19 protein-coding genes are annotated in these 22,714 nt (G+C 69.5%); 2 read left to right on the top strand and 17 right to left on the bottom strand.

Annotation, left to right across the window (positions count from 1 at the left end):
- The 8 genes from QMK34_RS32200 to QMK34_RS32235 all read right to left on the bottom strand — a co-directional run.
- Positions 1-497 (bottom strand): ABC transporter permease (locus QMK34_RS32200; protein WP_326418410.1); only part of this gene is annotated, 497 nt, incomplete at its 3' end.
- Positions 490-1,185 (bottom strand): ABC transporter ATP-binding protein, encoded by a 696-nt coding sequence (locus QMK34_RS32205; protein WP_326418411.1) that lies wholly within the window; start codon positions 1,183-1,185, stop codon positions 490-492. The genes QMK34_RS32205 and QMK34_RS32200, both read right to left, overlap by 8 nt.
- The gene (locus QMK34_RS32210) at positions 1,182-2,585 is read right to left on the bottom strand and encodes a peptidoglycan-binding protein (protein WP_326418412.1); all 1,404 of its coding nucleotides are present in this window, start codon (positions 2,583-2,585) and stop codon (positions 1,182-1,184) included. Before QMK34_RS32210 ends, QMK34_RS32205 begins: the two co-directional genes overlap by 4 nt.
- A gap of 31 nt (positions 2,586-2,616) precedes the next feature.
- Positions 2,617-3,558 carry a hypothetical protein gene (locus tag QMK34_RS32215; RefSeq protein ID WP_326418413.1) on the bottom strand — a complete coding sequence of 314 codons (942 nt, stop codon included), beginning with the start codon at positions 3,556-3,558 and terminating at the stop codon, positions 2,617-2,619.
- A 111-nt stretch (positions 3,559-3,669) separates the two neighbouring features.
- Positions 3,670-3,963 (bottom strand): hypothetical protein, encoded by a 294-nt coding sequence (locus QMK34_RS32220; RefSeq protein WP_326418414.1) that lies wholly within the window; start codon positions 3,961-3,963, stop codon positions 3,670-3,672.
- A gap of 382 nt (positions 3,964-4,345) precedes the next feature.
- Entirely contained in the window at positions 4,346-7,321 is a 2,976-nt protein-coding gene (locus tag QMK34_RS32225; protein ID WP_326418415.1) for a patatin-like protein, read from the bottom strand.
- A 209-nt stretch (positions 7,322-7,530) separates the two neighbouring features.
- Positions 7,531-8,763, bottom strand: coding sequence for a DUF445 domain-containing protein (locus QMK34_RS32230; protein WP_326418416.1), 1,233 nt, complete (start codon positions 8,761-8,763; stop codon positions 7,531-7,533).
- A gap of 11 nt (positions 8,764-8,774) precedes the next feature.
- Complete coding sequence (locus QMK34_RS32235) at positions 8,775-9,569, bottom strand: Abi-alpha family protein (RefSeq protein ID WP_326418417.1); 795 nt, start codon at positions 9,567-9,569, stop codon at positions 8,775-8,777.
- A 101-nt stretch (positions 9,570-9,670) separates the two neighbouring features.
- Between QMK34_RS32235 and QMK34_RS32240 the strand changes: the two genes are divergently transcribed.
- Positions 9,671-10,513, top strand: coding sequence for a maleylpyruvate isomerase family mycothiol-dependent enzyme (locus tag QMK34_RS32240; RefSeq protein ID WP_326418418.1), 843 nt, complete (start codon positions 9,671-9,673; stop codon positions 10,511-10,513).
- A gap of 98 nt (positions 10,514-10,611) precedes the next feature.
- Here the strand turns inward: QMK34_RS32240 and QMK34_RS32245 are convergent, their stop codons facing one another.
- Genes QMK34_RS32245 through QMK34_RS32260 form a run of 4 tightly spaced genes read right to left on the bottom strand, consistent with a single transcriptional unit; the run spans position 10,612 to position 13,823 of the window.
- Positions 10,612-11,016, bottom strand: a complete 405-nt coding sequence (locus tag QMK34_RS32245; protein ID WP_326418419.1) for a LapA family protein — start codon at positions 11,014-11,016, stop codon at positions 10,612-10,614.
- Between the two features lie 46 nt (positions 11,017-11,062).
- A complete protein-coding gene (locus tag QMK34_RS32250; RefSeq protein ID WP_326418420.1) occupies positions 11,063-12,202 on the bottom strand; it encodes a dipeptidase in 1,140 nt (379 codons plus the stop codon).
- Between the two features lie 38 nt (positions 12,203-12,240).
- Positions 12,241-12,849, bottom strand: a complete 609-nt coding sequence (locus tag QMK34_RS32255; protein WP_326418421.1) for an alpha/beta hydrolase — start codon at positions 12,847-12,849, stop codon at positions 12,241-12,243.
- Entirely contained in the window at positions 12,846-13,823 is a 978-nt protein-coding gene (locus tag QMK34_RS32260) for a ring-cleaving dioxygenase (RefSeq protein ID WP_326418422.1), read from the bottom strand. The genes QMK34_RS32255 and QMK34_RS32260 overlap by 4 nt, the downstream gene beginning before the upstream one ends.
- A 96-nt stretch (positions 13,824-13,919) precedes the next feature.
- Between QMK34_RS32260 and QMK34_RS32265 the strand changes: the two genes are divergently transcribed.
- Entirely contained in the window at positions 13,920-14,384 is a 465-nt protein-coding gene (locus tag QMK34_RS32265) for a MarR family winged helix-turn-helix transcriptional regulator (protein ID WP_326418423.1), read from the top strand.
- Positions 14,385-15,075: 691 nt separating this feature from the next.
- On the opposite strand, the gene QMK34_RS32270 is transcribed toward QMK34_RS32265, so the two are convergent.
- The 5 genes from QMK34_RS32270 to QMK34_RS32290 are packed head-to-tail and all read right to left on the bottom strand — an operon-like array spanning position 15,076 to position 22,656.
- Positions 15,076-16,653, bottom strand: a complete 1,578-nt coding sequence (locus QMK34_RS32270) for a benzoate-CoA ligase family protein (RefSeq protein WP_326418424.1) — start codon at positions 16,651-16,653, stop codon at positions 15,076-15,078.
- A 7-nt stretch (positions 16,654-16,660) separates the two neighbouring features.
- Entirely contained in the window at positions 16,661-18,082 is a 1,422-nt protein-coding gene (gene boxB / locus QMK34_RS32275) for a benzoyl-CoA 2,3-epoxidase subunit BoxB (protein WP_326418425.1), read from the bottom strand.
- 6 nt (positions 18,083-18,088) lie between these two features.
- Positions 18,089-19,723, bottom strand: coding sequence for an enoyl-CoA hydratase-related protein (locus QMK34_RS32280; RefSeq protein ID WP_326418426.1), 1,635 nt, complete (start codon positions 19,721-19,723; stop codon positions 18,089-18,091).
- 37 nt (positions 19,724-19,760) lie between these two features.
- Positions 19,761-20,192 (bottom strand): hypothetical protein, encoded by a 432-nt coding sequence (locus QMK34_RS32285; protein ID WP_326418427.1) that lies wholly within the window; start codon positions 20,190-20,192, stop codon positions 19,761-19,763.
- Between the two features lie 46 nt (positions 20,193-20,238).
- Complete coding sequence (locus QMK34_RS32290; RefSeq protein WP_326418428.1) at positions 20,239-22,656, bottom strand: beta-glucosidase H; 2,418 nt, start codon at positions 22,654-22,656, stop codon at positions 20,239-20,241.
- Positions 22,657-22,714 lie beyond the last annotated feature (58 nt).

Genomic DNA, 22,714 nt, shown 5'->3' on the forward strand with positions numbered 1-22,714 from the left:
AGCTCCGCGCGCGGCTCGCCGCGCTGCTCGTGGAACTCGCCGAACAGGGTGCCCGCGACGACCGGTGTGTGCGCGGCGGCCAAGGCCCCCGGCGAAACGGCGTAGACGTCCAGTGCCCGGGTGTCGCGGGGCGGGGGCAGGGCGCGGGCGCTGACCCTGGTGCCCGGCGGCAGCGGCACCTTCCAGTAGCGGCCGCCGTCGGCGACGCCGTTGATCGCGCGGACCCGCTGGTCCGAGTCCGGCGGGAAGTCCAGGACCGGGTCGATCGTGCGGGCCTTGGCGCCGGCGTCGGTCACCGTCACCTCGGTCGCCGACAGGACGGTGAACCGGGCGCTGATCTGCCCGGCCGTCGTCGCCGTGAAGCCGAGGATGGCGACCAGCGAAGCCGTGCCGATGATGGTGCCGAGCATGGTGAGCAGCGAGCGCGTCGGCCGTTGCAGCAACCCGGCGAGCGCCTCGGCGGCCAGGTCCTTCACCGCGAGCGCGGACCTAGGCATGGAGACCCCGTTCGCGGAGCGTGCCGTCGGAGATCTCGACGACCCTGCCCGCCCGCGCGGCGACGGCGTGGTCGTGCGTGATCAGCACGATGGTGAGCCCGTCCGAGTGCAGGCCGCCGAACAGGTCGAGCACGGTGCCCGAGGTGACGGTGTCGAGGTTGCCGGTCGGCTCGTCACACAGCAACAGGCTCGGCCGGTTCACCAGCGCTCGCGCGATGGCCACCCGCTGCCGCTCGCCGCCGGACATCGTCGTGGGCAGGGCGTCGCGGCGGTGGGCGAGGCCGACCCTGTCCAGGGCCTCACGGGCGCGGGTTCGGCGTTGGGCACGCGGGGTTCGGTTGTAGAGCATCGCCAGTTCCACGTTTTCCGTGGCCGTGCGGTGCCCCAGCAGATGAAACGACTGGAAGACGAATCCGAGTGCGGTGCCGCGAACCGTCGTGCGATCGGCGTCGGGCAACGCGGCGACGTCGACGCCGTTGAGCTCGTAGACCCCCTCCGTCGGCGCGTCGAGCAGGCCGAGCAGGTGCAGCAGCGTGGACTTGCCCGAGCCGGACGGCCCGACGATCGCGACGTACTCCCCGGCGCCGACGGACAGGTCCGTGGCGTGCAGGGCGTGCACCGGCGGCGTCCCCGGGTACGTGCGGCGGACCCCGCGCAGCGCGATCACCGGGCCCGCGTCGGCCGTCACCGTCCGATCACCACCTGGTCCCCCTCGGCCAGCCCGCCCGCGACCGGTTCGACCTCGACCAGGCCGCCACCGGACTTGCCGGCCCGGACCTCGACCGGACGCTGGGCCCCGCCCGCGCCGACGACCACGACGTGGGTCCGGCCGTCGGCCGAGGAGGTGACCGCCGAGGACGGCACCGCGAGCACCGGCCCGCTGGTCTGCGCGAACTTGAGCGTCAGCCGGACGTCCTGGCCGATGAGCCCCGGATCCAGCGGCGCGTCGGGCAGCACCGTCACCGGCACGAACGGCTGGCCGGACGCCTGCCCGGCCTGCCCCTGCGCCTGCCCCTGCTCGCCGGAGGCGGGCGCGGTGGGCTGGGCCTGCTCGCCGACGGCGGTGATCTTGCCGGTGCCGTGGAAGCCCGAGACCTCCGAGTCGATCTCGGCGGGCGCGCCTGCCTGGACCACGGCGCGGTCGGCCGGGTCGAGCCTGCCGATCACCTGCAGCTGCCCCGAGGAAAGGGTGACCAGCGGGGCCTCGACCGGGTTGCCGACATGGGCGTCGAACTTGGTGATCCGCGCCGGGAACGAGGGCAGGAAGACGACCTCGGCCAGCGGGACGATCGGGCCGGTCCGGGTGGTGAGGTCGGCCAGCCGCTTCTGCGCTGTCGCCAGGTCCGCGCGCGCGTCGTTCACTGCGTTGCCCGGCTGGCCCTGTGCCGCGTCGACCGCGTCGCGCAGATGGCGTTCGGCCTGGGTCACCGCGTCCTGCGAGGCCTGCAGGACCGACTGGTCCTCGCCGCTCGCGCCACCTGTCGTCGGCGCGCTGAAGCCGATCTTCTGGTAATACGCCTGCACGGCCCGCTTGGTCGCGGCGCCGAACACTCCCGCCTGGTCCCCGGCGGCGGAGAACCCCAGCTTTCCCAAGGCGTTGCGCAACTCGGTGACGTCCTTGCCGCTGTCACCCGGACGGAGGTCGCGGTACGCGGGTTCGTCGCCCGCCAGCGCGACCAGCGGCCGCCCGGACACCTCGACGATCACGTCGCCGGGGTTCACCAGCGCGCCCGCGGCCTTGGGGGTCGCTGTCACGAGCGGCTTCGCCGCCTGCTGCGGGCCGCCGCTCCCGGCAGGCGACGGCGTGGCCGTGACGTCCTCAGCGCCCGCGACGCTGCCGCGCAGCACGACCGTGGTGCCCACGACCTGTTTCTTCACCGCGGCGAGCAGCACTGTCGGCGCGGCCGGACTCTGTTCGGCGGCGACCTGCGCGGGCGATTTGACGAAGGCGGCACCGACCAGGCCGCCCGCGGTGAGGAGTACGACGGCACCGAGCGCGAGCAGAAGAATGCGCTTGCGCCGCCCCAGGACACTACCGGCGCCGGTGGTCTCCGGTGCCTTCGGCAGATCAGCCCCCGAGGCTTCCATACCCGTAATCATACCGACCCTGGAATTCTCCTCAGCCACCGTTCGCGATCACCTGTTCGGCCTGCTTGATGACCAGTTGCCAAGCGTCACGCAACTGATTGAGCGCGGGCGCGTTCTGATCGAGCAGCGCCTGCTGATAACCGCTTTCCACGGCGAGCCAGATACCGGGCAGATTCGTGTGCTGTTTGCACATCACATCGGCGACGGCGGTGGCGATTTCCGTCGAGCTTCGCGGCGTCGGCCATTTCTGCTGACGGGGTTCGAGCGGCGACTTGTACTGGAATCCCGATTCACCCATGCAGCCACTCCAAGCCGCCGTCACCGCGACCACCCGGCTGTCACCACGGGTGCGATCGGCCGCCTGCCCGGCGAGCCTGCCCGCCAGTTCCTTGTCGAGCTTGTCGTATTCGGGAACGGGCGGGATCGACGCTTCGAAACAGCCACCCGTCCCGTTCGTTTCCGGCGGCGCGAAGCCGTAGAGCGCCTTGACCCAGGCCGCGCCGTGTTTCTGGACGGCGTCATCGAGGGTGGGCACCTTGCCGCCCTGCTCGGCGAGCGACTGGAGGGTGCCGCTGCCGGGCGGCGTGTAGCCGGACTCCCTGGCCTGCTTGAGATCGTTGACCCCGTAGTCGGGCAGGGGCGCGACGTCCTTGGCCGAGCCGCCGGGGTTGTCCCCCGAGACGTAGTCGAATCCCTTGCCGCGCATACACTTCGCGGTCAGGATGTCGCCTGCCTTTGTCAGCGTGTCCTGCCTGCCCGCGGCGAGCCGGACGTACGGATCCAGCGGCAGGTGCACCGCGTCCGCGGCGGCCGGGGCCGGTGCCGGGCTGGCCGGAACCGTGGGTTCGGGCAGCGTGGCGGCCGCGTCGCCCGGGGCCGCCGGCTTGTCCGAGGAACAACCCGTGCCCAGCAGCAGTATCGCGCCGAGCAGTATCACGCCGAGGAGCGGCGCGAAGACGAAGGACTTCTTCATAGTGATCACGTTACCCGCGTTTGACGTGCGACGAAGGAGAATTGGCAGGGCTTTCCGGGGCGGGACCGCCGCCCCGGAAAGCCGTTCAGCAATGGTGCGTCAGCTCAGCGTTCAGCAGCCTCGGCCGTCGACGCTGAGGTAGTCCCCGCGGCTCCAGCCGACGACCCGGGTGGTGTCGTTGCGGTTATATCCCCAGTAGTAACCGTCGCTGGCCTTCTGTGCGACGGTGGTGCATTCGCCCTGCCCGGGATAGCCGCGTCCGTCGATGGTGCCGCTGACCGGCGACCGTCGGATGGCGATGCCCGAACCGAGGTAATCGCCGTGCACTCCGGCGGAGGCGACACCCGTGCCGAGCATCAGGAATGCCGAGGCCGCAGCGGCCACGGTGACGAAAGTTTTGCGCATTGTTCGATCTCCTGGTTTTTTTGGAAGGAATTTTCCCAGACGATGCCCATCGCGCCACCGGTTTCGTGCCGGTGGTAGAACTGTTTCTTCACTCCCCCTCGATTTCGCGGCTCGACGCGCGAACTGACGAGAGTGATCTGTAGTGCGCGCAGCGCAGGACTGCGCGAAAATGTCGGCATTCGCCGGCCATAAGCAGAATCCCCCTCGGATCCACGTATGTGACGCGGTCGGTTCAGTCGGCGCAATCGAACAGATTGTTCACATTGCTATCGCGACAAATCACCGTACTGACCAAGGTAGCAGTGGATCATCGAGGCCGACAACGCCTCCTGTCCGATTCACCCGATTGGCCGTCGACAGTTGCCGACGCGCAGGTCGCGCGTCAGCGGCGGGGCCGGACGACACGGACCAGCGCGGTGACCGGGGTGGCGAGCGCGGGCAGGATCAGCAGCGCCGCGACCACGAGCCACCAGACCGGGGCCTCGCCGCGTCGCCAGGACGCGACGACGTCGCCCAGCCAGCCGAAGAACGGCCCGCGGACCGGCGGCAGGAAGGCCGCGAACAGCAGGCAGGCCACGGCCAGCACACCGAGCACCACGAACAGCGCGCGCCAGGCCTTCCGCAGGTTCAGCAGGCTCACCACCAGGAACACCAGCGCGCCCGCCACCACGGGCAGCCCGACCCACTGCAGCACCGGCCCGCCCTGCCCGGTCAGCACGAAGCCGGCCAGCACGGTGACCGCCGCCGCGAGGATGTTCCACGGTTTGCCCAGGGTCTCCGCGCCCTTGGTGACCCACCACGCGCTGCGCCCGGCGGCCTGCGCGAAGGTCGCCACCGGCTGGAGGGCCTTCGGCATCGACGTCGCGCCGGTCAGCGCGTTGATGCCGGTCGCACCGGCCTTGACGAGCGTGCGGGTGAGCAGCGGGGAACCGAGTTCGCCCTCGAACCGCTCGGCGGAAATCCGGCAGGTCTGGAACGCGCGCCGCGCCGACTCGTCGTCGACCGGCGGGCTGTCCTTCAGCAGCTTGCGGAAGGTCTCGGACGGCTTCCCGTTGCCACCGACGTCTTTGTGCGCGTCCTTCTCCGCCCACTCGCCGACGATCGGCAGCTCCTCGCGCGCGATGGCGAGCTGCCGCGACCGGGCGAGCACCATCGCGGTGACCGGCATGCTGACCGGCAGTTCGTCGGTGAACCCGGCGTCGCCGAGGCCCGCGTCCAGCCCGAGGAACCGGAGTTCCTCGCGGAGCTGAACCAGCAGCGAGTCACGGTCGGACGCGGAGAGCCCGTCCTCGGCACACGGCGGGTGCCAGCCGATCGCGGTGAACGTCCCGCGCACCTGCTCGCGGAACGCCTCCGGCCCGGCGAGCCGTCGAAGCTGCATCAGCCGTTTCGGGTCGAGGAGACACTGGATCAGCCAGCCAGCGCCGTCGATCCGGCCCCACATCCAGTCGTTCGCGCGCCAGGACGCCTTGTAGAACGCGCCGAAGTAGTCGGCCTGCATCCCGGTCAGCTTGTCCCACGACCGCGGGCGCGCCATGTCGAGCAGCGTCCGGGAATCGGCGCTGACCTGCACCAGGTCCACCCGCTGATCGACCGACGGCGGCTGCGCGAGCAGCCCGCGCGTCGCGATGTGCAAGGTGATCAGCCGCGCGAAAACGGTGCTGTCACCGGCTTCCGGGAGGCCGAACCAGCGCAGCAGGGTCCGCACCGTGTCGGCGGCCTTGTCGTCGGGCGGGGCGGCCGCGGCGAGCTTCTGCAGGATCGGCGCGGCGGCACGCAACGCGTCGGCGACCAACGGCCAGGCGGTCCGCAGTTCCTCGACCCGGCCCAGTCCCGCCCAGTTCGTCGCGAGCGACCTGACCCAGTCGGACAACTCGATCCCGGGGCCCGGCGGGTCCTGCTCGGCGACCCACCCGATGAGCCGGTCCGCGCGCGCGGCGACGTGGCGCGCCTCGTGCAATTGCTCGCGATAGTTGTTGAGCAGAGCCGCTTGCGCGGGCGAGATCGCCAGCCGGAAACCGGCGTTGAGCAGTTGCAGCCCGGTCGCCACTGAGTCGTCGAGCGCGGTCGTGCGGTAGTTGACGAGCTCGTCGAGCGTGCAGGTGTCACCCGGCTTCGTCTTCGGCAGCTCGTCGCTCAGGCCCTCGGCGGCCGCCGTGCGCAGCTGCTCGGACGTGCCAGAGGCCCACTGCCTGCCCGGCCCGCCGACGTCCGCCCGGTCGAGCTTGCGCGTCGCTTCCCGCACGAGCGCGGTGGCGTCCTCCTGCACCCGGCGTTCGCGGTAGTCGTCCATCAGCCGCGGGTCGACGAGCTTGTCCGCGCCGCCGCGCACGCCCATCGCGGCCAGCGAAACCCGGGTGCCCCTGGTGCGGACGACGGCGTCGTTGTGGCGGGTGAGATCCTCGAGCTCGGCGGTGATCGTCTGGCTCATCACCGTCGACACCACCCGGCTCATCGCCCCGGCCAGCAGGGGCGGATTCTTTGCGTCACAAGGAACCTGCTCGGCTTCGCGCTCGCCGGTGGGCACGACGTAGAGCAGCAAGCGGCGGACGTCGGCGTGCGACTGCCGCTCGAAGATCTCGCGCAGCGCGGGCCGCAGCGGCTTGTTGAGCAGCACGCCACCGTCGGTGAGCCAGTGCGAACGGGCGACGTCGGTGTACTCGGCCATGTCGGGGTGCAGCGAATCCGCGCAGTCCTCGCCCACCGGCATCCGGGACAGCTCGAAGGCGCCCGGGAACGATGCCGTCGAGCGCACCGCGAGCGCGAGGTGCGCGGTCACGTCGTCATTCGTCCACAGTGGACCGCTGAAGCGGAACAGAAGCCGGTGTTCGGTGTCACGCACCAGGTTCCCGAGCGCGTCGTCGAACCGGGTGGTCTCGCCGTCGATCATCGTGCCGGTGAGCAGGACGGTGATGTCCGGCGGGTCCTCGGGCTTGCCGCACCCGGCGACGATGTGGTCCAGTGCCGCACGCACCTTTTCGAGCAGCACCTTGTCGCCGTTGAGGATCGAGCGAGGCACACGTTCGCCGGGTTCACGGATCAGGTTCTCGAACGAACCGGTCTCGATCCAGGTGTCCCGCAGCACCGCGGGCGTCGAGCCGTACGCCTCGGCGAGCCCGAGACAGGCCGCGTTGATGCCGCCCGCGCTGGTGCCGGTGAGGACGTCGATCGAGACGGTCGCGTTGAGCAGATCCAGCAACTTCCGGTACGCGGTGCCGTCCGCGGCCCGCGACTCGTGCAGCAGATTCGAGGTCTCGGTAGCGATGCCACCCATCCAGACGGCGAGACTGGACCCGCCGACCATGGTCATCGCCAGCCGGATCTCCTGCGGCCACGGGGCCGTCGTCTGCTCAGCCATGGCTCCCCGCCCGGTCGGTCAGTCTTGAGGCAGGGCCAGCGTAGACCGGGTGCCCGTCCGGGCGGCACCGCCGACCGTGCCGCCCGGACGGGCGGGAATTGCTGCCCGAGCGGGCAGCCCGCAACCCCGTCACGAGTGTCATGAAAGGGTCTTTGCGGACACTTTTTGCCCTGAAAGACCCTTTCATGACACTCACGGGCGGACGGGGGTCACCCGGCGAAGTGCTCCAGCAGCAGGACCTGGGCCTCGCCGACGGCGAAGCCGAGCACCGCGCCGGTGGCGATCAGGATCCACTCGTCCTGCTGGAACGCCGGGCGCAGGAGCGACTCGAACTCCTCCGGCTCGAGCTGCTTCATCTTGGACACCAGGACGTTGCGGATGTCCATCGCGTCGGTGGCGTAGTCCTCGATGTAGCGCATGGTGTCCGGCAGCTTGTCCATGATCTTCTCCGCGATGGACAGCTTCATGTCCTGGTAACGGCGGCTGCCGACGGCGAAGACGACCAGGGGTTTCGCCACGCTGGCCTGGTGGGCGAGCTCCGTGTCGAGCTGGCGCTGGATCAGCGCGAGGACGCGGTCGGACAGCGGGCCGCGCAGGACGGCCTCGATCACGTTGTGCGGGGTGATGATCTCCCTGGCGATCAGGTCGCCGTACGCCTCGGCGACTTCGTGGCGCCGCTTGAGGAACAGGCCCTGCCACTGGATGCCGAAGTACCGCTTGGGCTCCAGCGGGTAGAAGATCATCCGCAGCGCCAGCCAGTCGGTGAACCAGCCGGTGAACAGGCCGAACAGCGGCATGATCAGCGGGAACTTGAACAGCACCCAGACGGCCATCTGGATCACGCCGATGCCGAAACCGAACACCAGCCCGGCGCGCTGGATGAACTTGAACTCCTCGCGCCCGGCCTCCTGGAAGATCCGGTTGAGCAGCCGCTTGTCCTTGACCAGGCTGGTGACCACCATGCCCTTGAGGTCGAACACACTGTCCACATCGGACTTGATGAGCTCCAGCACGGCCTCGACCATGCGCGGCGACTCGGCCTGCACCCGGTGGATCACCAGCCGCTGCACGCGCACCGGCAGGGACTCCCACAGCCCCGGCTGGTAGTGCTCGGCGATGTCGACGACGATCTCCTCGACCGCCGCGAGCAGTGGTTTCTCGATCTCCTGCGCGACGCGCCGCGCGTCGAGCCTGTCCACGATCTCGGCCGGTTTGATCAGCTGCTGGGTCATCGTGTCGCAGGCGATGCTGGCCATCCGGGCGGCGCGTTTCGGGACCACGCCCTGCCAGCCGAGGAACGGCTTGATGCCGATGAACTCGACCGGCTGGAACATCATCCGGATCGCGACGATCTTGGTGCCGTACCCGATCAGCGCCGCGACGATCGGAATGGAGACGTAGAGCACCCAGTGCCGGGCGAAGTCGTCGAGGATGGCGCTCATGGGCGAGGAGCTCAGCGCAGGCTCGGGTCGCAGGCTCGCCAGAACGAGGCGCCGAGCCGCGAGATGTGGACCGTGCGCCGGATGAACTTCACGCGTTTGACCGCGTTCTCCGCCTCGCGGACGGTCTCGTCGGTCATCAGGATCTCGTACTGGGTCTCGAGTGACGGCACCTCTTCGTCGAGGTCGACCAGGCCGAGCCCGATCAGCCGCGTGAGGTAACCGGGCACCTGGTCGTTGAGCGACACCCCGGCCGCCTTGCCGACGGTGGAGGCGTTGCGGAGCACGATCCGCCCCGCCGCGCCCAGGCTCGTCCGCTCCGCGACGTCGATCAGCGGGAAGGGGGAGCCGTCGGACAGCGCGGAAAGGATGCGGGCCTCGTCCGGGGTGAGCTGACGCAGGATGATCGCGTACAGGTACTCCCTGGCGCGCTCGCGGCCGAAGCCGATGGAGTGGTTGAGCAGCTCGGCCATCGCGGCGCGCAGCGGCTCGATGTGGTTGTCGCGCGCCGGGACGAGGGTGACCTCGATCGAGGGACGGGTGCCGTTGGCGGGCGTCCGGTTCATCGCGGACGCGGCCGTCAGCGCGGCGTGGTACGGGTCGTCGACCTCGTCGAGGCGGCGGCGCAGCTCAGTGAGCAGCTGGCGCTCGACCGTGCGGATCCCGCGCTCGGCGGTGTCGATCCCGGGCAGGCGCTTGCCGAACTGGAAGCCCGTGCGGGCGGCCCAGCCCGCGAGCTGCCCGGCGCGCTGCACCAGGTTGGCCAGCTCATCACCGGTGCCCCGGTCGGCGGGTCGGTCGTTGGTCACGGGCGGCTCCCCTCGGTTCCGCGGTGATGCTACCTGTGAGTAGGCCAATCGGCGGCATGGTGGCGGCCGAATCGTGATCGCCCTGAGTGTTGAATCACCCCATGAGCCCGACCCGCTGGGGACCGCCGATCGACGTTCTGCCGCTGCTCGCCGGGGAGGAACAGGCGCTGATCGAGGTGCTCGGCGGCCTCGGCGCCGAACAGTGGGCGGCGCCGACGGCCTGTGCCGGGTGGACGGTGCACGACCTCGCCGCCCACATCCTGGGAGACAAGCTCGGCCTCCTGTCCCGCGACCGCGACGGCTACCGGACGACCGAGCCCCGGCCGGGCGAGGCGTTCGGCGCGTTCCTCGACCGGATCAACGCCGAATGGGTGCTCGCCTGCCGCCGCCTGTCGCCGGAGGTCCTGTTCGCGATGCTGGTGGACAGCACGTCCCAGGTCCCGCAGCTGTGGGGACGCCTGGATCTGGACGACCTCGGCGAGCCGGTGACCTGGGCCGGACCGGAACCCGCGCCGAGCTGGCTGGCCGCGGCGCGCGAGTACACGGAGTACTGGGTGCACCAGCAGCAGCTCCGTGCGGCTGTCGGCGCCCCGCCGCTCGACACGCCGACGTGGCGCGCGCCGGTGATCGACACCTTCATGCGCGCGCTGCCGTTCACCCTGCGAGAGGTCTCGGCGCGCGTCGGACGTCAGGTGTCCTACACGGTGACGGGCTCGTCGGGCGGCCGGTGGACGGCGGTCAGTTCGCCCGACGGCTGGCTGCTGGACCGCGCGACGCCGACTTCGCGCGCGCCGCTGGCTTCGGTCGCGACGGACGCCGACACGTTTTGGCGCCTCTGCACCCGCAACGTCCGTATCGACGACGTGCGCGACCGCGTCTCCCTGAAGGGTGACGAGGCCGTCGGCGAGACCGTCCTCCGGATGGTCTCGATCGTCGTCTCCTGACCACCCAACCCCGCAAGGCGAGTTGCCCCTGAAGGCCACCTTCACGGCGTAAAACGCCGTGAAGGTGGCCTTCAGGGGCAGTTGGGGGGAAGGCTGGGTCAGCGGGGTTTTTTGGCTTGTTTGCGGAGCTGGAGGATGCGGGCGCCGCCGATGAGCGCCACCAGGACGCCGCCGGCGATCACCGAGAAAAGCATCGCGACGCCGAGGGGCAGGCTGCCCTCGATGCCCAGGAAATGCACCGTCGCCGTGTCGAGGTTCTGCAGGATGAAGATCAGCAGGAACACCAGGACCACCAGCGCGACGATCACCGCGACCCAGGTGCCACTGACCCTGGTGTGCTTGATCTTGGCGACCGGCACGTGCTCGACCTTGCCGTGCTTGCCGTAGCCGACGGGCTCGATGGTCCCGGGATCAGTCGGGGCGGCCTCGGGATGAGCGGGATCCGGGTAGGCAGGACCGGTGGGCTCTACTGGGGTGGCGGCGCTGTCCTGCCCATGAGTCATGCGTTAATTCTCCGCCTATCGGGGGACTTTCGCCGGATTGAACCCACTAATGGGTGAACGAATCCGCGTCCCGGAGTACGCGCAAGGTGTTCTGCCCCGCGAGCTTCGCGCAGTCGGCCTCGCTCCACCCGCGCGCCAGGAGCGCCGCGAACAGCACCGGGTACTTCGAGACGTCCTCGAGCCCGGTCGGGAGTTTGCCGACGCCGTCGTAGTCGCCGCCCAGGCCGATGTGGTCGATCCCGGCCACCTCGCGGGCGTGCTCGACGTGCGCCACGACGTCTTCGACGGTCGACTCCGGCTTGGGCGGGCCGTCCCAGCTCTCGGCGAACTTCCCGCGCAGGTCGAGGCGCCGGTAGTCCTGGCCGTCGGCATTCATCGCGGCCTTCAGCCGTTCGTCCCACGCGGCGACGGCGGGCGACACGAACGCGGGCACGAAAGTCACCATCGCGACGCCGCCGTTGCCCGCGAGCCGCCCGAGCACGTCGTCCGGGATGTTGCGGGGGTGGTCGTTGACCGCGCGGCACGACGAGTGGCTGAAGATCACCGGCGCGACGCTGGTGTCCAGCGCGTCGCGCATCGTGGTGGCCGCGACGTGCGAGAGGTCGACCAGCATGCCGATGCGGTTCATCTCGCGGACGACGTCGCGGCCGAACTCGCTCAGCCCGCCGGAGGCCGGTTCGTCGGTCGCCGAGTCCGCCCACGGCGTGTTGTAGTTGTGCGTCAGCGTCATGTACCGGACGCCAAGGCGACGCAGGATCCGAAGCACCCCAAGGGATTCCGCGATGCTGTGGCCGCCCTCGGCGCCCAGCAGCGAGGCGATGCGGCCACTGGCGAACGCCGCCTCGGCCTCGTCCGCCGTGGTCGCGAGCGCGAGCCTGTCCGGGTAGCGCTCGATCATCTGGTGCACGACCTCGATCTGCTCCAGCACGGCCGTCACCGCGCTGTCGCCCTCGAACTCGCACGGCACGTAGACCGACCAGAACTGCATTCCCAGCTTGCCCTCGGCCAGCTTCGGGAAGTCGGTGTGCAGATGCGGCTGCCGGACGGTGAGGTCGGTTCCCGCCACCGCTTCGACCGGGTTGGGCCCGGACGTGTCCCGCAGTTCCCACGGCAGATCGTTGTGCCCGTCGGCCAGGATCACGGAGTCCAGCAACGCGGTGGCTCGAGCAAGCTCCCCAGAAGTCATCTGACGATCTTACGGTCGGGCCCCCGCGCAGCGCAGGGTCACCGGGTCAGCCACTCCTTCGCGGCCCGGACACCGTCGAGAGTGATCTGATGTCCGCCCGTATGACGATGCGTGACGACGTCGGCGGAGCGTTCCCGCAGTGACCGGACCAGCTGCTCGGTGGAGGCGAGCGGCGCCATCGCGTCCTGTTCGGCGTTGGACAGGAACACCCGCGAGCCCGAAAGGTCCAGCAGCGGCGGCGAGGGCACCGGCGACATCGCCGCGAACAGCGCGGCCTCGCGCACCGCGTCCGGCCTCAGCAGCGCCACGGCCGCCGCGATATTCGCGCCGTTCGAAAACCCGACGGCCACCAGCCGCCGGTCACCGAATCCGTACTCCTCCCGCGCGGCCAGCACGAAATCCGCCAGCTCACCGGCCCGCACGGCGACGTCCTCGTGGTCGAACACGCCCTCGGAGAGCCGCCGGAACCAGCGCGACGCGCCGTGCTCCGACACCGGACCGGCCGGAGCCAGCACCGGCGAGCCGGGGCTCAGCTCCCTGGCCAGGCCGAGCAGGTCGTCCGGGCCGCCGCCGGTGCCGTGCAGCACCAGCAGCACCGGGGACGAGGCATCGCCTTCCGCGTACTTGTGGTCGAGTGACAGCGTCATGACAGCTCCGGGTTGTTCTCCCCGGGCAGGTCGAGCTTCGGCAGCATCGCCTGGATCTGGTCGCGGTCCGGCTCGAGCCACGGCGGCAGCTTCAGCGCGCGGCCGAGCTCCAGCAGCGGCTCGTCGATCGCGAACCCGGGCTCGTCGGTGGCGATCTCCAGCAGCGTGCCGCCCGGCTCGCGGAAGTAGATCGAGCGGAAGTACTGCCGGTCCAGGATCGAAGTCACGCCGACGCCCTTGTCGAGCAGCTCGTCACGCCAGGCCGCCTGCGTCGGCTCGTCGGGCGCCCGCCAGGCGACGTGGTGCACGCTGCCCGCGGAGACCAAGCCGTTCGGCGCGTCCGGGGTCACCAGGACGTCGACCAGCGCTCCGGCCCCGCCCGCGCCCGCGGCGAACCGCAGGCGGTTGCTGTCCTGGTGGGAGAAGCCGAGGCCGAGGCCGTCGGTCAGCATCCCGGCCGTCGCGTCCTCTTTGGACACTGACAGCGTCACCGAGTGCAGCCCGCGCACGGCGTGCTCGGCGGGCACCAGCTTGGTGTCCCACGGGTCGCGCGGGTCGCCCTGCGGGTGCGCGACCAGCGCGAGCTGCAGACCGTCCGGGTCACAGAAGGTGAGCGTGTCCTCGCTGTCGGCATTGTTGTCGGCATCGCGCACCTGGCTCGTTTCGACACCGCTCGCCGCGAGATGCTGCTTCCACCACCCGATCGACGTCTCGGGCACGGACAGGGAGGTCGTCGTCGCCTGGCCGTTGCCGAGCCTGCCGGGCATCGCGCCCTTCCAGGGGAAGAAGGTCATCAGCGAGCCGGGCTTGCCGGAACCGTCGCCGTAGTAGAGGTGGTACGTGCCCGGATCGTCGAAGTTGACGGTCGTCTTGACCAGCCGTAGACCCAGGGTCCGCAGGTAGAAGTCGGCGTTGCGCTGGGGATCGCCGCCGATCGCGGTCACGTGGTGCAGGCCGGAGGTCTTGATCGGCATCGTGTCTCCTCAGGTGGGCCGGTGGAACCAAGCTAACCCGAGAACCTCTCGCGAGCAAGATATATTCCGGTGAGACTTTTGCGGTAGGCTGCCCCGGTGACGCCTGAACCCGACCCGTGCACCAATGACGACGAGATCATCACCTGGTGGGGCCTGGTGATCGAGGGCTACCTCGCGACCCAGGACAAACTGATGGGTGAGATCGCCGCGCGCTTCGGCCTCGCCCCCGCTTCGTTCGACATCCTCATGCGGCTGGTCCGCTCGCCGGAGCACCGGATGCCGATGACCCGCCTGGCCGGCGAGGCCGCGCTGTCCAGCGGCGGCTTCACCAAGGTCGCCGACCGGCTCGTCGCAGTGGACCTGATCTGCCGCGTGCCGAGCCCGACCGACCGCCGCGTCACATTCGCGGCCCTCACCGACCACGGTCTCGACATCGCCCAGCAGGCCAGAGCCGCAGGCGCCGAGATCCTACGCCGAATAGTGCTCACCCCACTAGGCCCGGACACCGCCACCCTAGCCAACGCAATGCGCAAACTCCGAACAGCAAACACAAAAAACTAAAACCCCACCAGCCCCTCAAACACCCCCAACACAAACCACCACCACCAGTTAACCGCCGCGCCTCACATACCCACAACACACACCACCACCAGTTAACCGCCGCGCCTCACATACCCACAACACACCACCAAAACCACCGCGCCTCACGTACCCACAACACGCACCACCAAAAACCCACCACAACAGTTCCGCCCCAACCACAGCGTCTTCCCGAGCTTTGCGAGGGAAGACTTCACCGCCGCGCGCCCTCTTTCACGGCCGCCAGGCCGTCCAGAATCGCGACGGCACCCCGGCCCCGTATCCGAGAACCGCACTTACGCTGGAACCAGGGCCGGGGTGGCGGCGCGATTATGTGAGCGCGCTGGCCAATAAACACAGGCTTCTAACCGCACCTTTGGACGCAACCACCGACCCGTGGTTGAGCCCTGAGACACGGTTAGAAGCCTGTGTCTTTTGGCCAGCGCGCTCACAAACTCGCGCCGCCAGGCCGCCCCGACCAGGTAGGTAAGTGCGACTTTGCTTGAAAGGGGGGCGACCTACCGTCGCGAGTTGGGAGGGCCTGGCGGCCCTGAAAGAGGGCGCGCGGCGGTGAAGTCTCCACTCGCAGAGCTCGCGGAGACGCTGTGGTTGGGGCGAAATTGTTGTGGTGGGTTTTTGGTGGTGTGTGTTGCGGGCACGTGAGGTGCGGCCGTCACCGGCGTTGAGTCACCACGCGGAGTGAGTCGCGGACCAGCTCCCTGATCACGTTGCGGCGGATCTTGCCGGTCGCGGTCTTGGGTAGTTCGGCGAGCTCGACCACGCCGCGCGGCCGCTTGAACGAGGCGAGGCCGACGCGGCAGAACTCGATCAGCTCGTCCGCGTCCAGGTGCTGCTCGGCCGCGAGGACCACGCACGCCACTGGCTTTTCGATCCCGTCGATGTCCGGCGCGGCCACCACCACGACCTCGGCCACGGCGGGATGCTGCAGCAGCCGCTCCTCGACCTCGGCGGGCGAGACCCAGATCCCGCCTGCCTTGAGCATGTCGTTGAGCCTGCCGAGGCAGGTGTACGTGCCGTCCTCGTTGCGCACGTAGCTGTCACCCGTGCGCACCCAACGGCCCTGGAACACGAGTTTCGTCGTCTCGTAGCGCGCCCAGTACCCGGTCGCGGTCGACGGCCCGGTGATGTACAACTCGCCCGGCTGCCCGGCGGCGGTGACCGGCTCACCCGCCTCGTCCCGGATCTGGGCCTCGTAGCCGGGCACCGGGATCCCGGTGCTGCCAGGCCGGACCTCGCCCGGCCGGTTGGACAGGAAGATGTGCAACGCCTCGGTGGAGCCGATCCCGTCGAGGATCTCCACCCCGAACCGCGCGAGGAACCGCTCGTAGACGGCCGCGGGCAGCGGCTCCCCGGCGGAAACCGCGTGCCGCACCGAAGCGAAGGTGTCGTCGGGGATGTCGCTGGCCAGGACAGCGGCATAGAACGTCGGCACGCCGAAGAACAGCGTCGGCTTGTCGGCCCTCACCCGCGCGGCGATCGACCCGGGGGTCGGGCGGCCGGGTTCGAGCAGCGTCGTGGCGCCCGCGGCCAGCGGGAAGAAGGCGGAATTCCCCAGTCCGTAAGCGAAGAACAGCTTCGCCACGGACAGGAACCGGTCGTGCGGGCCGGTGGCCAGCACGCCGCGGGCGTAGGTCTCGCACACCGCGCGGACGCTGCCGTGCCGGTGCATCGCGCCCTTCGGCTGCCCGGTGGTGCCCGAGGTGTAGAGCCACAGCGCGGGCGAGTCCTCCCAGGTGTCCATCGGGACGAACGGCGAGTCGTCCGTTGTGGACAGATCTGTCCACAAGTGAGTACGCACACCGGCGGGGAAGTCCGCGGGCTCCGCGCGGTCGAGTGCGACGTCGGTGGCCTCCGGCGCGAGCCCGAGCGCCAGCACGGCCTGGGCGGCGAACTCACCGGACACGCACAGGACACGCGCCCGCGAGTCGGCGAGGACCTTGCCCAGCTCCAGGCCGGTGGCCATGGTGGACACCGGGACCGCGATCGCACCGGCGAGCAATGCGCCGAGCAGGCCGGTGAGCAGCTCGACGTCGTCGACCATGCAGAACATGACGCGCTCTTCCGGCCGGACCCCGAGGTCTCGGAACCCGGCCGCGACACGATGGGCCTCGGCCGTCAGCTCGGCGTAGGTCAATGTGCGCCGGGCGGAGACGACGGCGATCTCGTCGCCCCGGCCCTCGGCGACATGCCGGTCGAGCAGATACCCCGCGGCGTTGAAGGCGTTCACCACGCACCCCTCAAGTCAGGTATACGTATTCGTAGTCGAACGGTTTCCCGTTGATACCTTGCCGCGGCGGCGCGACCCAGCTGGCGATCTTCCCCCGCTCGTACACCGGGCGCATCAGCGAGCGGACGAAGGTCAGGTCCTCGGTCGTGGGCAACCACTTGTTCTTGCCTGCCAGCCAGCTCCGCTCGTCGACGAGGGTGCCGTCGGGCGTCACGTGGTGGCCGGAGTTTATGCCGACTTCGCGGTTGAAACCAGGGTGTGGCAGCGCGAACCGGAACTCGATCCCGGCCTCGGTGAGGATCTTGTTCCAGCGGTTGACCCCGGTCTGGCAGTCCGCGGTGTACTCGCCGCGCAGGTCGAGGTTGAGCAGCAGGATGGCCTGCAGCTCGTCGGTCTCCCAGGTCCCGTCGCCGCGCGGGCGGTCGAGCGTGCGGCTGTCCTCGGTGAGCTGGTGGTCGTCCTTGCGGCGGGTCTCCTGCCAGCGGCCCTTGAGCCCGGCGGTGTAGTAGTTGGCCGCGTTGGTCGAGGTCTCGTTGCCGAACAGGTCGAGCGAGACGGTGTAATGGAAGTTGATGTACTTCTGGATGATCTCCAGCGGGATCCCGCCGTGCGCGGCGACGTCGGTCGTGTCGTGCTCACGGATCAGGTCGGCGGTGCGCTGCACCACGCGGTCGACACCGGTGGTGCCGACGAACATGTGGTGCGCCTCTTCCTTGAGCATGAATTCACAGGTGCGCGAGAGCGGGTCGAAAGCACTCTCTTTCAACGTCCCGAGCTGGTACTTGCCGTCCCGGTCGGTGAAGTAGGTGAACATGTAGAACGCCAGCCAGTCGGCGGTCTCCTCGTTGAACGCGCCGAGGATACGCGGGGCGTCCGGGCTGCCGGAGTTGCGCAGCAGCAGGCTTTCCGCCTCGTCCCGGCCTTCCCTGCCGAAGTAGGCGTGCAACAGGTAAACCATCGCCCACAGGTGGCGGCCCTCTTCGACGTTGACCTGGAAGAGGTTGCGCAGGTCGTAGAGGCTCGGCGCGGTGAGCCCGAGTAGCTTCTGCTGCTCGACCGACGCCGGTTCGGTGTCGCCCTGGATGACGATGAGGCGCTGCAGGTCGGCGCGGTACTCGCCGGGCACCTGCTGCCAGACCGGCTCGCCCCGGTGCTCGCCGAAGGCGATTCGGCGGTCGGCGTCGCGCTCGGCGAGGAAGATGCCCCAGCGGTAGTCGGGCACGTTGACGTGGTCGAAATGCGCCCAGCCCTCGCGGCCGACGCTGACCGCGGTGCGCAGGTAGACGCCCTGGGTCTCCAGCGTGGGGCCCATCTCGCCCCACCAGTTCATGAACTTCGGCTGCCAGCCCTCGAGCGCGCGCTGGAGGCGGCGATCGTCGGCGAGGTTGACATTGTTGGGGATCTTCGCGTCGTAGTCGATCTTTTCGGGCATGAGATGCTAGACCCGCTTCCTGTCGAAGACAGCCTTCTGGCCAGTACCGTAGCGGCGCAGCGCCCCTTCCGGCCCGGATGCGTTCTCCCGGGTGAAGATCCAGTTCTGCCAGGCGGCCAGCCTGCCGAAAATCTTGGTCTCGATGGTCTCCGGGCCGACGAACCGGTGGTTGGCCTCCATCCCGCTGAGCGCGTCGGGGCTGAGCGAGGCCCGGCTCTCCAGCACGATCCGGATCTCGTCCGCCCAGTCGAGGTCGTCGGGCGCGTCGGTGACCAGGCCGAGTTCGTTCGCCTCGGCGGCGCTGAGCGGCCGGTCGCGTTCGCGGGCGAGCCGGGCGAGGTGGTCGGCGTCGGCGTAGAAGCGGGATTCGAGGCGGGACAGGCCGTTGCCCATCGGGAACGCGCCGAAGTTGGCCTCGGACAACGTGATCGAGGCGCGTTCCTCGCTGTCCTCGTCGTCGGCCGAAGACCTGCTCGCAGGGTCGAGCGTAGCTACCGCCGGACCGTCCAAAATGTACTGACGGTCGGCGGCCAGTGCGAGCTCAAGCAGCAGTCCGGCGAAGCAGCCGCCTGGCTCGATCAGGGCGAACAGGCTACGGCTGGTGACGTCGAGGCGTTTGAGCGTGCGCTTGAAGTAGTGCAGGATCTCGGTGCTCAGCCAGTCCTTCGCGCCCAGCACCGCCTGCTCGTGCGCGAGCACCTTCGCCGGGTCGCCCTCGCTGCGGAGCACCCAGGTGCCGAGCTCGGGTTCGTTGGTGCGTAAGCGAAGGATCGCGTCGTCGAGCTCGCGGGTGAGGGCCAGCAGCCAGCCGTCGGCGCCTTCTTCGTGCAGGTCACCCGGCTCGGCCTCGATATGTCGATACTTGAGGCCGTCTTCGGTCACTTCGCAGTTCAGCGGCGTGAGCTCGACGCCGGTTTTACCGGGAAGCCGGGTGCTGCGCTGCGCGGCATCGGAAGCCCTGGCGCGCACGGTGTCGAGGAACCCCTGCCGCGGCACGAGCTCGTCGACCAGCCGCCAGTCGACCGCCGTCTTTCCCTTGACGCCGTCGGAGCGGGTGGCGAAGACGTCGGCGAGGTCGCGCCGGACGCGACGCTTGTCGACCACCCTGGTGAGACCGCCGGTGCCCGGCAGCACGCCGAGCAGGGGGACCTCGGGCAGCGCGACGGTCGAGGAGTTGTCGTCGACCAGCAGGATCTTTTCGCAGGCCAGCGCGATCTCGTAGCCGCCGCCCGCGCACGTGCCGTTGATCGCGGCGAGGTAGGTCTGCCCCGAATGCTCGGTGGCGTCCTCCATGCCGTTGCGGGTCTCGTTGGTGAACTTGCAGAAGTTCACCTTCCAGTGGTGACTCGACGCCGCGAGCATGCGGATGTTCGCGCCGGCGCAGAAGATCTTGTCCTTCGCGCTGGTCACCACGACCGCGCGCACTTCGGGATGCTCGAAGCGCAGCCGCTGTGTAGCGTCGTAGAGCTCGATGTCGACGCCGAGGTCGTAGGAGTTCAGCTTGAGCTCGTAGCCGTCGACGAGACCACCGTTCTCGTCGACGTCCAGCTCGAGCCAGGCGACCTCGCCGTCCAGCCGGAGCCGCCAGTGCCGATAGGTGTCAGGGTGACGCTCAAAGGTCACCGATCTGGTGGTGGTCACCTCTCAATTGTCTACATTTTCATGACCAACGTCAATGTTATGTAGAAACTTGATCTCCGGAGATCACCCGGTTGAGCTTCGAGGCCGCCCATGCGACGAACAGCCAGAGCAGGAGCGAGGCGAACACGTCGGTGAAGATCGTGGCGAACCAGAACGCGGGCACCTGCGGGACGCCGACCAGGAAGTGCCCGGCGCTGCCGATTCCCGACAGCGAGTAGACCAGCAGAAACGCCAGCGAGGGCCAATACCGGCCGCGGCGGTAAGCGCGGTAGCCGAGCGCGCCACAGGCAGTGGTCAGTACCCAGGTGAAGGCCACGAGGAACTGCGTGACGCCGAGGCTGATGCCCGCGACCGGCGGATAGCTCGCGGCCGAGATGACGTTTTGCGCGTAGTGCAAGGTGGTGCTCAGCAGGGTGAACCCGAGGATCAACCGGAGTGGGTTCAGGCCCTTTTCCCGCAACTCGTCCATGCTGCCTCCAGCACTAGATAGATCGCTCTAGCGTGAGACTAGCGGGTTACGGGACGGCTGGGAACCGTCCTCGCAGCGGCAGGTCGGCGTAGGAGCGGCCGACGTGGACGACATGGTCACCGGCCGCGCGGCGCCAGCCGTCGTCCCAGACCGAGAAGGCACGTTCCGGAAGGACGACCTCGGCCAGCACGGTCTCGCCGGGCCCTGCCTCGACGCTCGCGAAGCCCGCCAGCCAGCGGGCCGGACGTTCCGGGTCCGGGATCGCCGGGGCGACGTAGACCTGGACGACCTCGCGACCGGTCCGCTCGCCGGTGTTGCGTAGCTCGACGCGCACGGTCGTCCCCTCGATCGAGACCGATTCGTACGCCCATTCGGTGTAGCCGAGGCCGTGGCCGAACCAGTACGCCGGAGCCGTGCCCGCCCGCGCCCATGCCCGGTAACCGATGAAGACGCCTTCGTCGTAGGGCAGCACGCCGTTCTCCGGGGCCACCCGGGTCACCGGGCTGTCGGCGAGGCTGTCCGGCCAGGTCGTTGGCAGGCGACCACCCGGTTCGGCGAGGCCAAGGAGGACGTCGGCCAGCGCGGACCCGCCAGCCTGGCCGGGGAACCAGACCAGCAGCACCGCCGCGACGTCTTCGCGCCACCGCAACTCGACCGGCGAACCCGCGTTGACCACGACGATCGTGCGCGGATTCACCGCCGCGACCCGCGCCACGAGCTCGTCCTGCCTGCCCGGCAACGCCAGTGACTCGCGGTCGAAACCCTCGCTCTCGATCGCCTCGGTGGTGCCGACCACGACGACCGCGACCTCGGACTCCGCCGCGAGCGCCACCGCCCGCTCGATCGCGACGTCCGGATCCTCGGCGGGCAGTGCGTGCCCGAGCCCGAACGAGACCCAGGAGAAGCTGCCCTCCGTCAGCGCCCCGACCTCGTCCGGGACGCGATAAGAGAGCCGGACGTCGACCGTCTTCCCGGCGGTGAGCTCGACGTCGCGGCGCTGCTCCTGGACGTTCATGATCGCGGTCATCACGTCGGTGCCCGCGGGAATGTTGGGGCCGTCGAAGAGCGTCCTGCCGTCGACGGTCAGGGTCAGCGTCCCGGTCCCGACCAACCCGAACGTGTGTACGCCGGAGGCTTCCGGGGTGAAGGTGCCGGTGATCTCGACCGAATCCAGCTCCCGCGCGTCCAGCCCGGCGGGGAGCTGGCCGACCCACTTGACGGCCGCTTCGGCCAGCGCGAACGTCGCCAGCTCGGCGCCCGCGGCGTCCCGCGCGACCGCTCGCACGGCGAACCCGGCGGACGCCGTGCGCAGCGTGGTGCTGGGATCGACGCCGATGGCGTGGCGCAGCTCGACGTCGTCGGGCAGGGCCGCGCGAAGGCCGTCCAGCGGCGAAACGACCTGGTCCGCGAACACTGTTGCGCTGCCACCGCCGAGGATCCTCGGCTCCGTGGCGGCCGCACCGATCAGGGCGATACCGCGCGGCGACCGCAGGGGCAGGACGTTGTCTTCGTTGCGCAGCAACACGAACGACCGGCCCGCCACCTCGCGAGCCAGCGCATTACCGTCCACATCGGACTCCGTTGCCGAAGTCGGCACACCTTCGAGCGTGCCCGTTTTGGCCGCCAGCAACAGAACCCGGCGCACCATCGCGTCGACCGTCTCTTCGGCGACGTCACCGGCACGGACGGCCTCCGCCAGCCGCGGCCCGAAGACCGTCTTCGGGCCCGGCATCGCCACGTCCAGGCCGCCGTTCGCGTCACGGACGGTGTCCCTCGCGGCCAGCCAGTCGGACACGATGAGGCCGTCGAAACCCCATTCACCGCGCAGGACGCCGTTCTGGAGCCGGTCGTGCTCGGTCATCGTGGAACCGTTGACCCCGTTGTAGGCGGCCATGATCCCCCACGGTTTCGCGTGCTTCACGATGTACTCGAAGGGCGTCAGGTAGAGCTCGCGCAGCGTCCGTTCGGCGGCGCGGACGTCCAGGGTGAATCGCTCGGTTTCGGAGTCGTTCGCGACGAAGTGCTTGACCGTGGCGGCGACGCCGCCGCCCTGGACCCCGCGCACGTACCCGGCGCCGATATGCCCCGTGAGCAGCGGATCCTCGGAGTAGCACTCGAAATGCCGCCCGCCAAGCGGCGAGCGGTGCAGGTTGACCGTCGGCGCGAGGAGCACGTGCACGCCCTTGCGCCGCGCTTCCTGCGCGAGAAGTCCGCCCACGCGTTCGGCGAGCGCAGGATCCCAGGTCGCGGCCAGCGCGGTCGGGCTGGGCAGCGTCACCGACGGGTCATCCGCCGTCCAGTTCACCCCGCGGACGCCGACCGGGCCATCGGACAGCACGAGCGGGCGGAGCCCGATCTCCGGCGCCGCGGGCAGCGTCCAGACGTCCTGACCGGCGAGCAGCCTGGCCTTGGCGTCCAAATCCAGCCTGGCCAGCAGGGTTTCGACGAGAGCTTCGATGCTCATCCGGCGGCTCCTTCTCGCATGACGTGGCGTCTCCGACAATACCTGGTGATGAGTAGGT

The organism is Amycolatopsis sp. H20-H5 (assembly GCF_035828755.1).
Taxonomy (GTDB): domain Bacteria; phylum Actinomycetota; class Actinomycetes; order Mycobacteriales; family Pseudonocardiaceae; genus Amycolatopsis.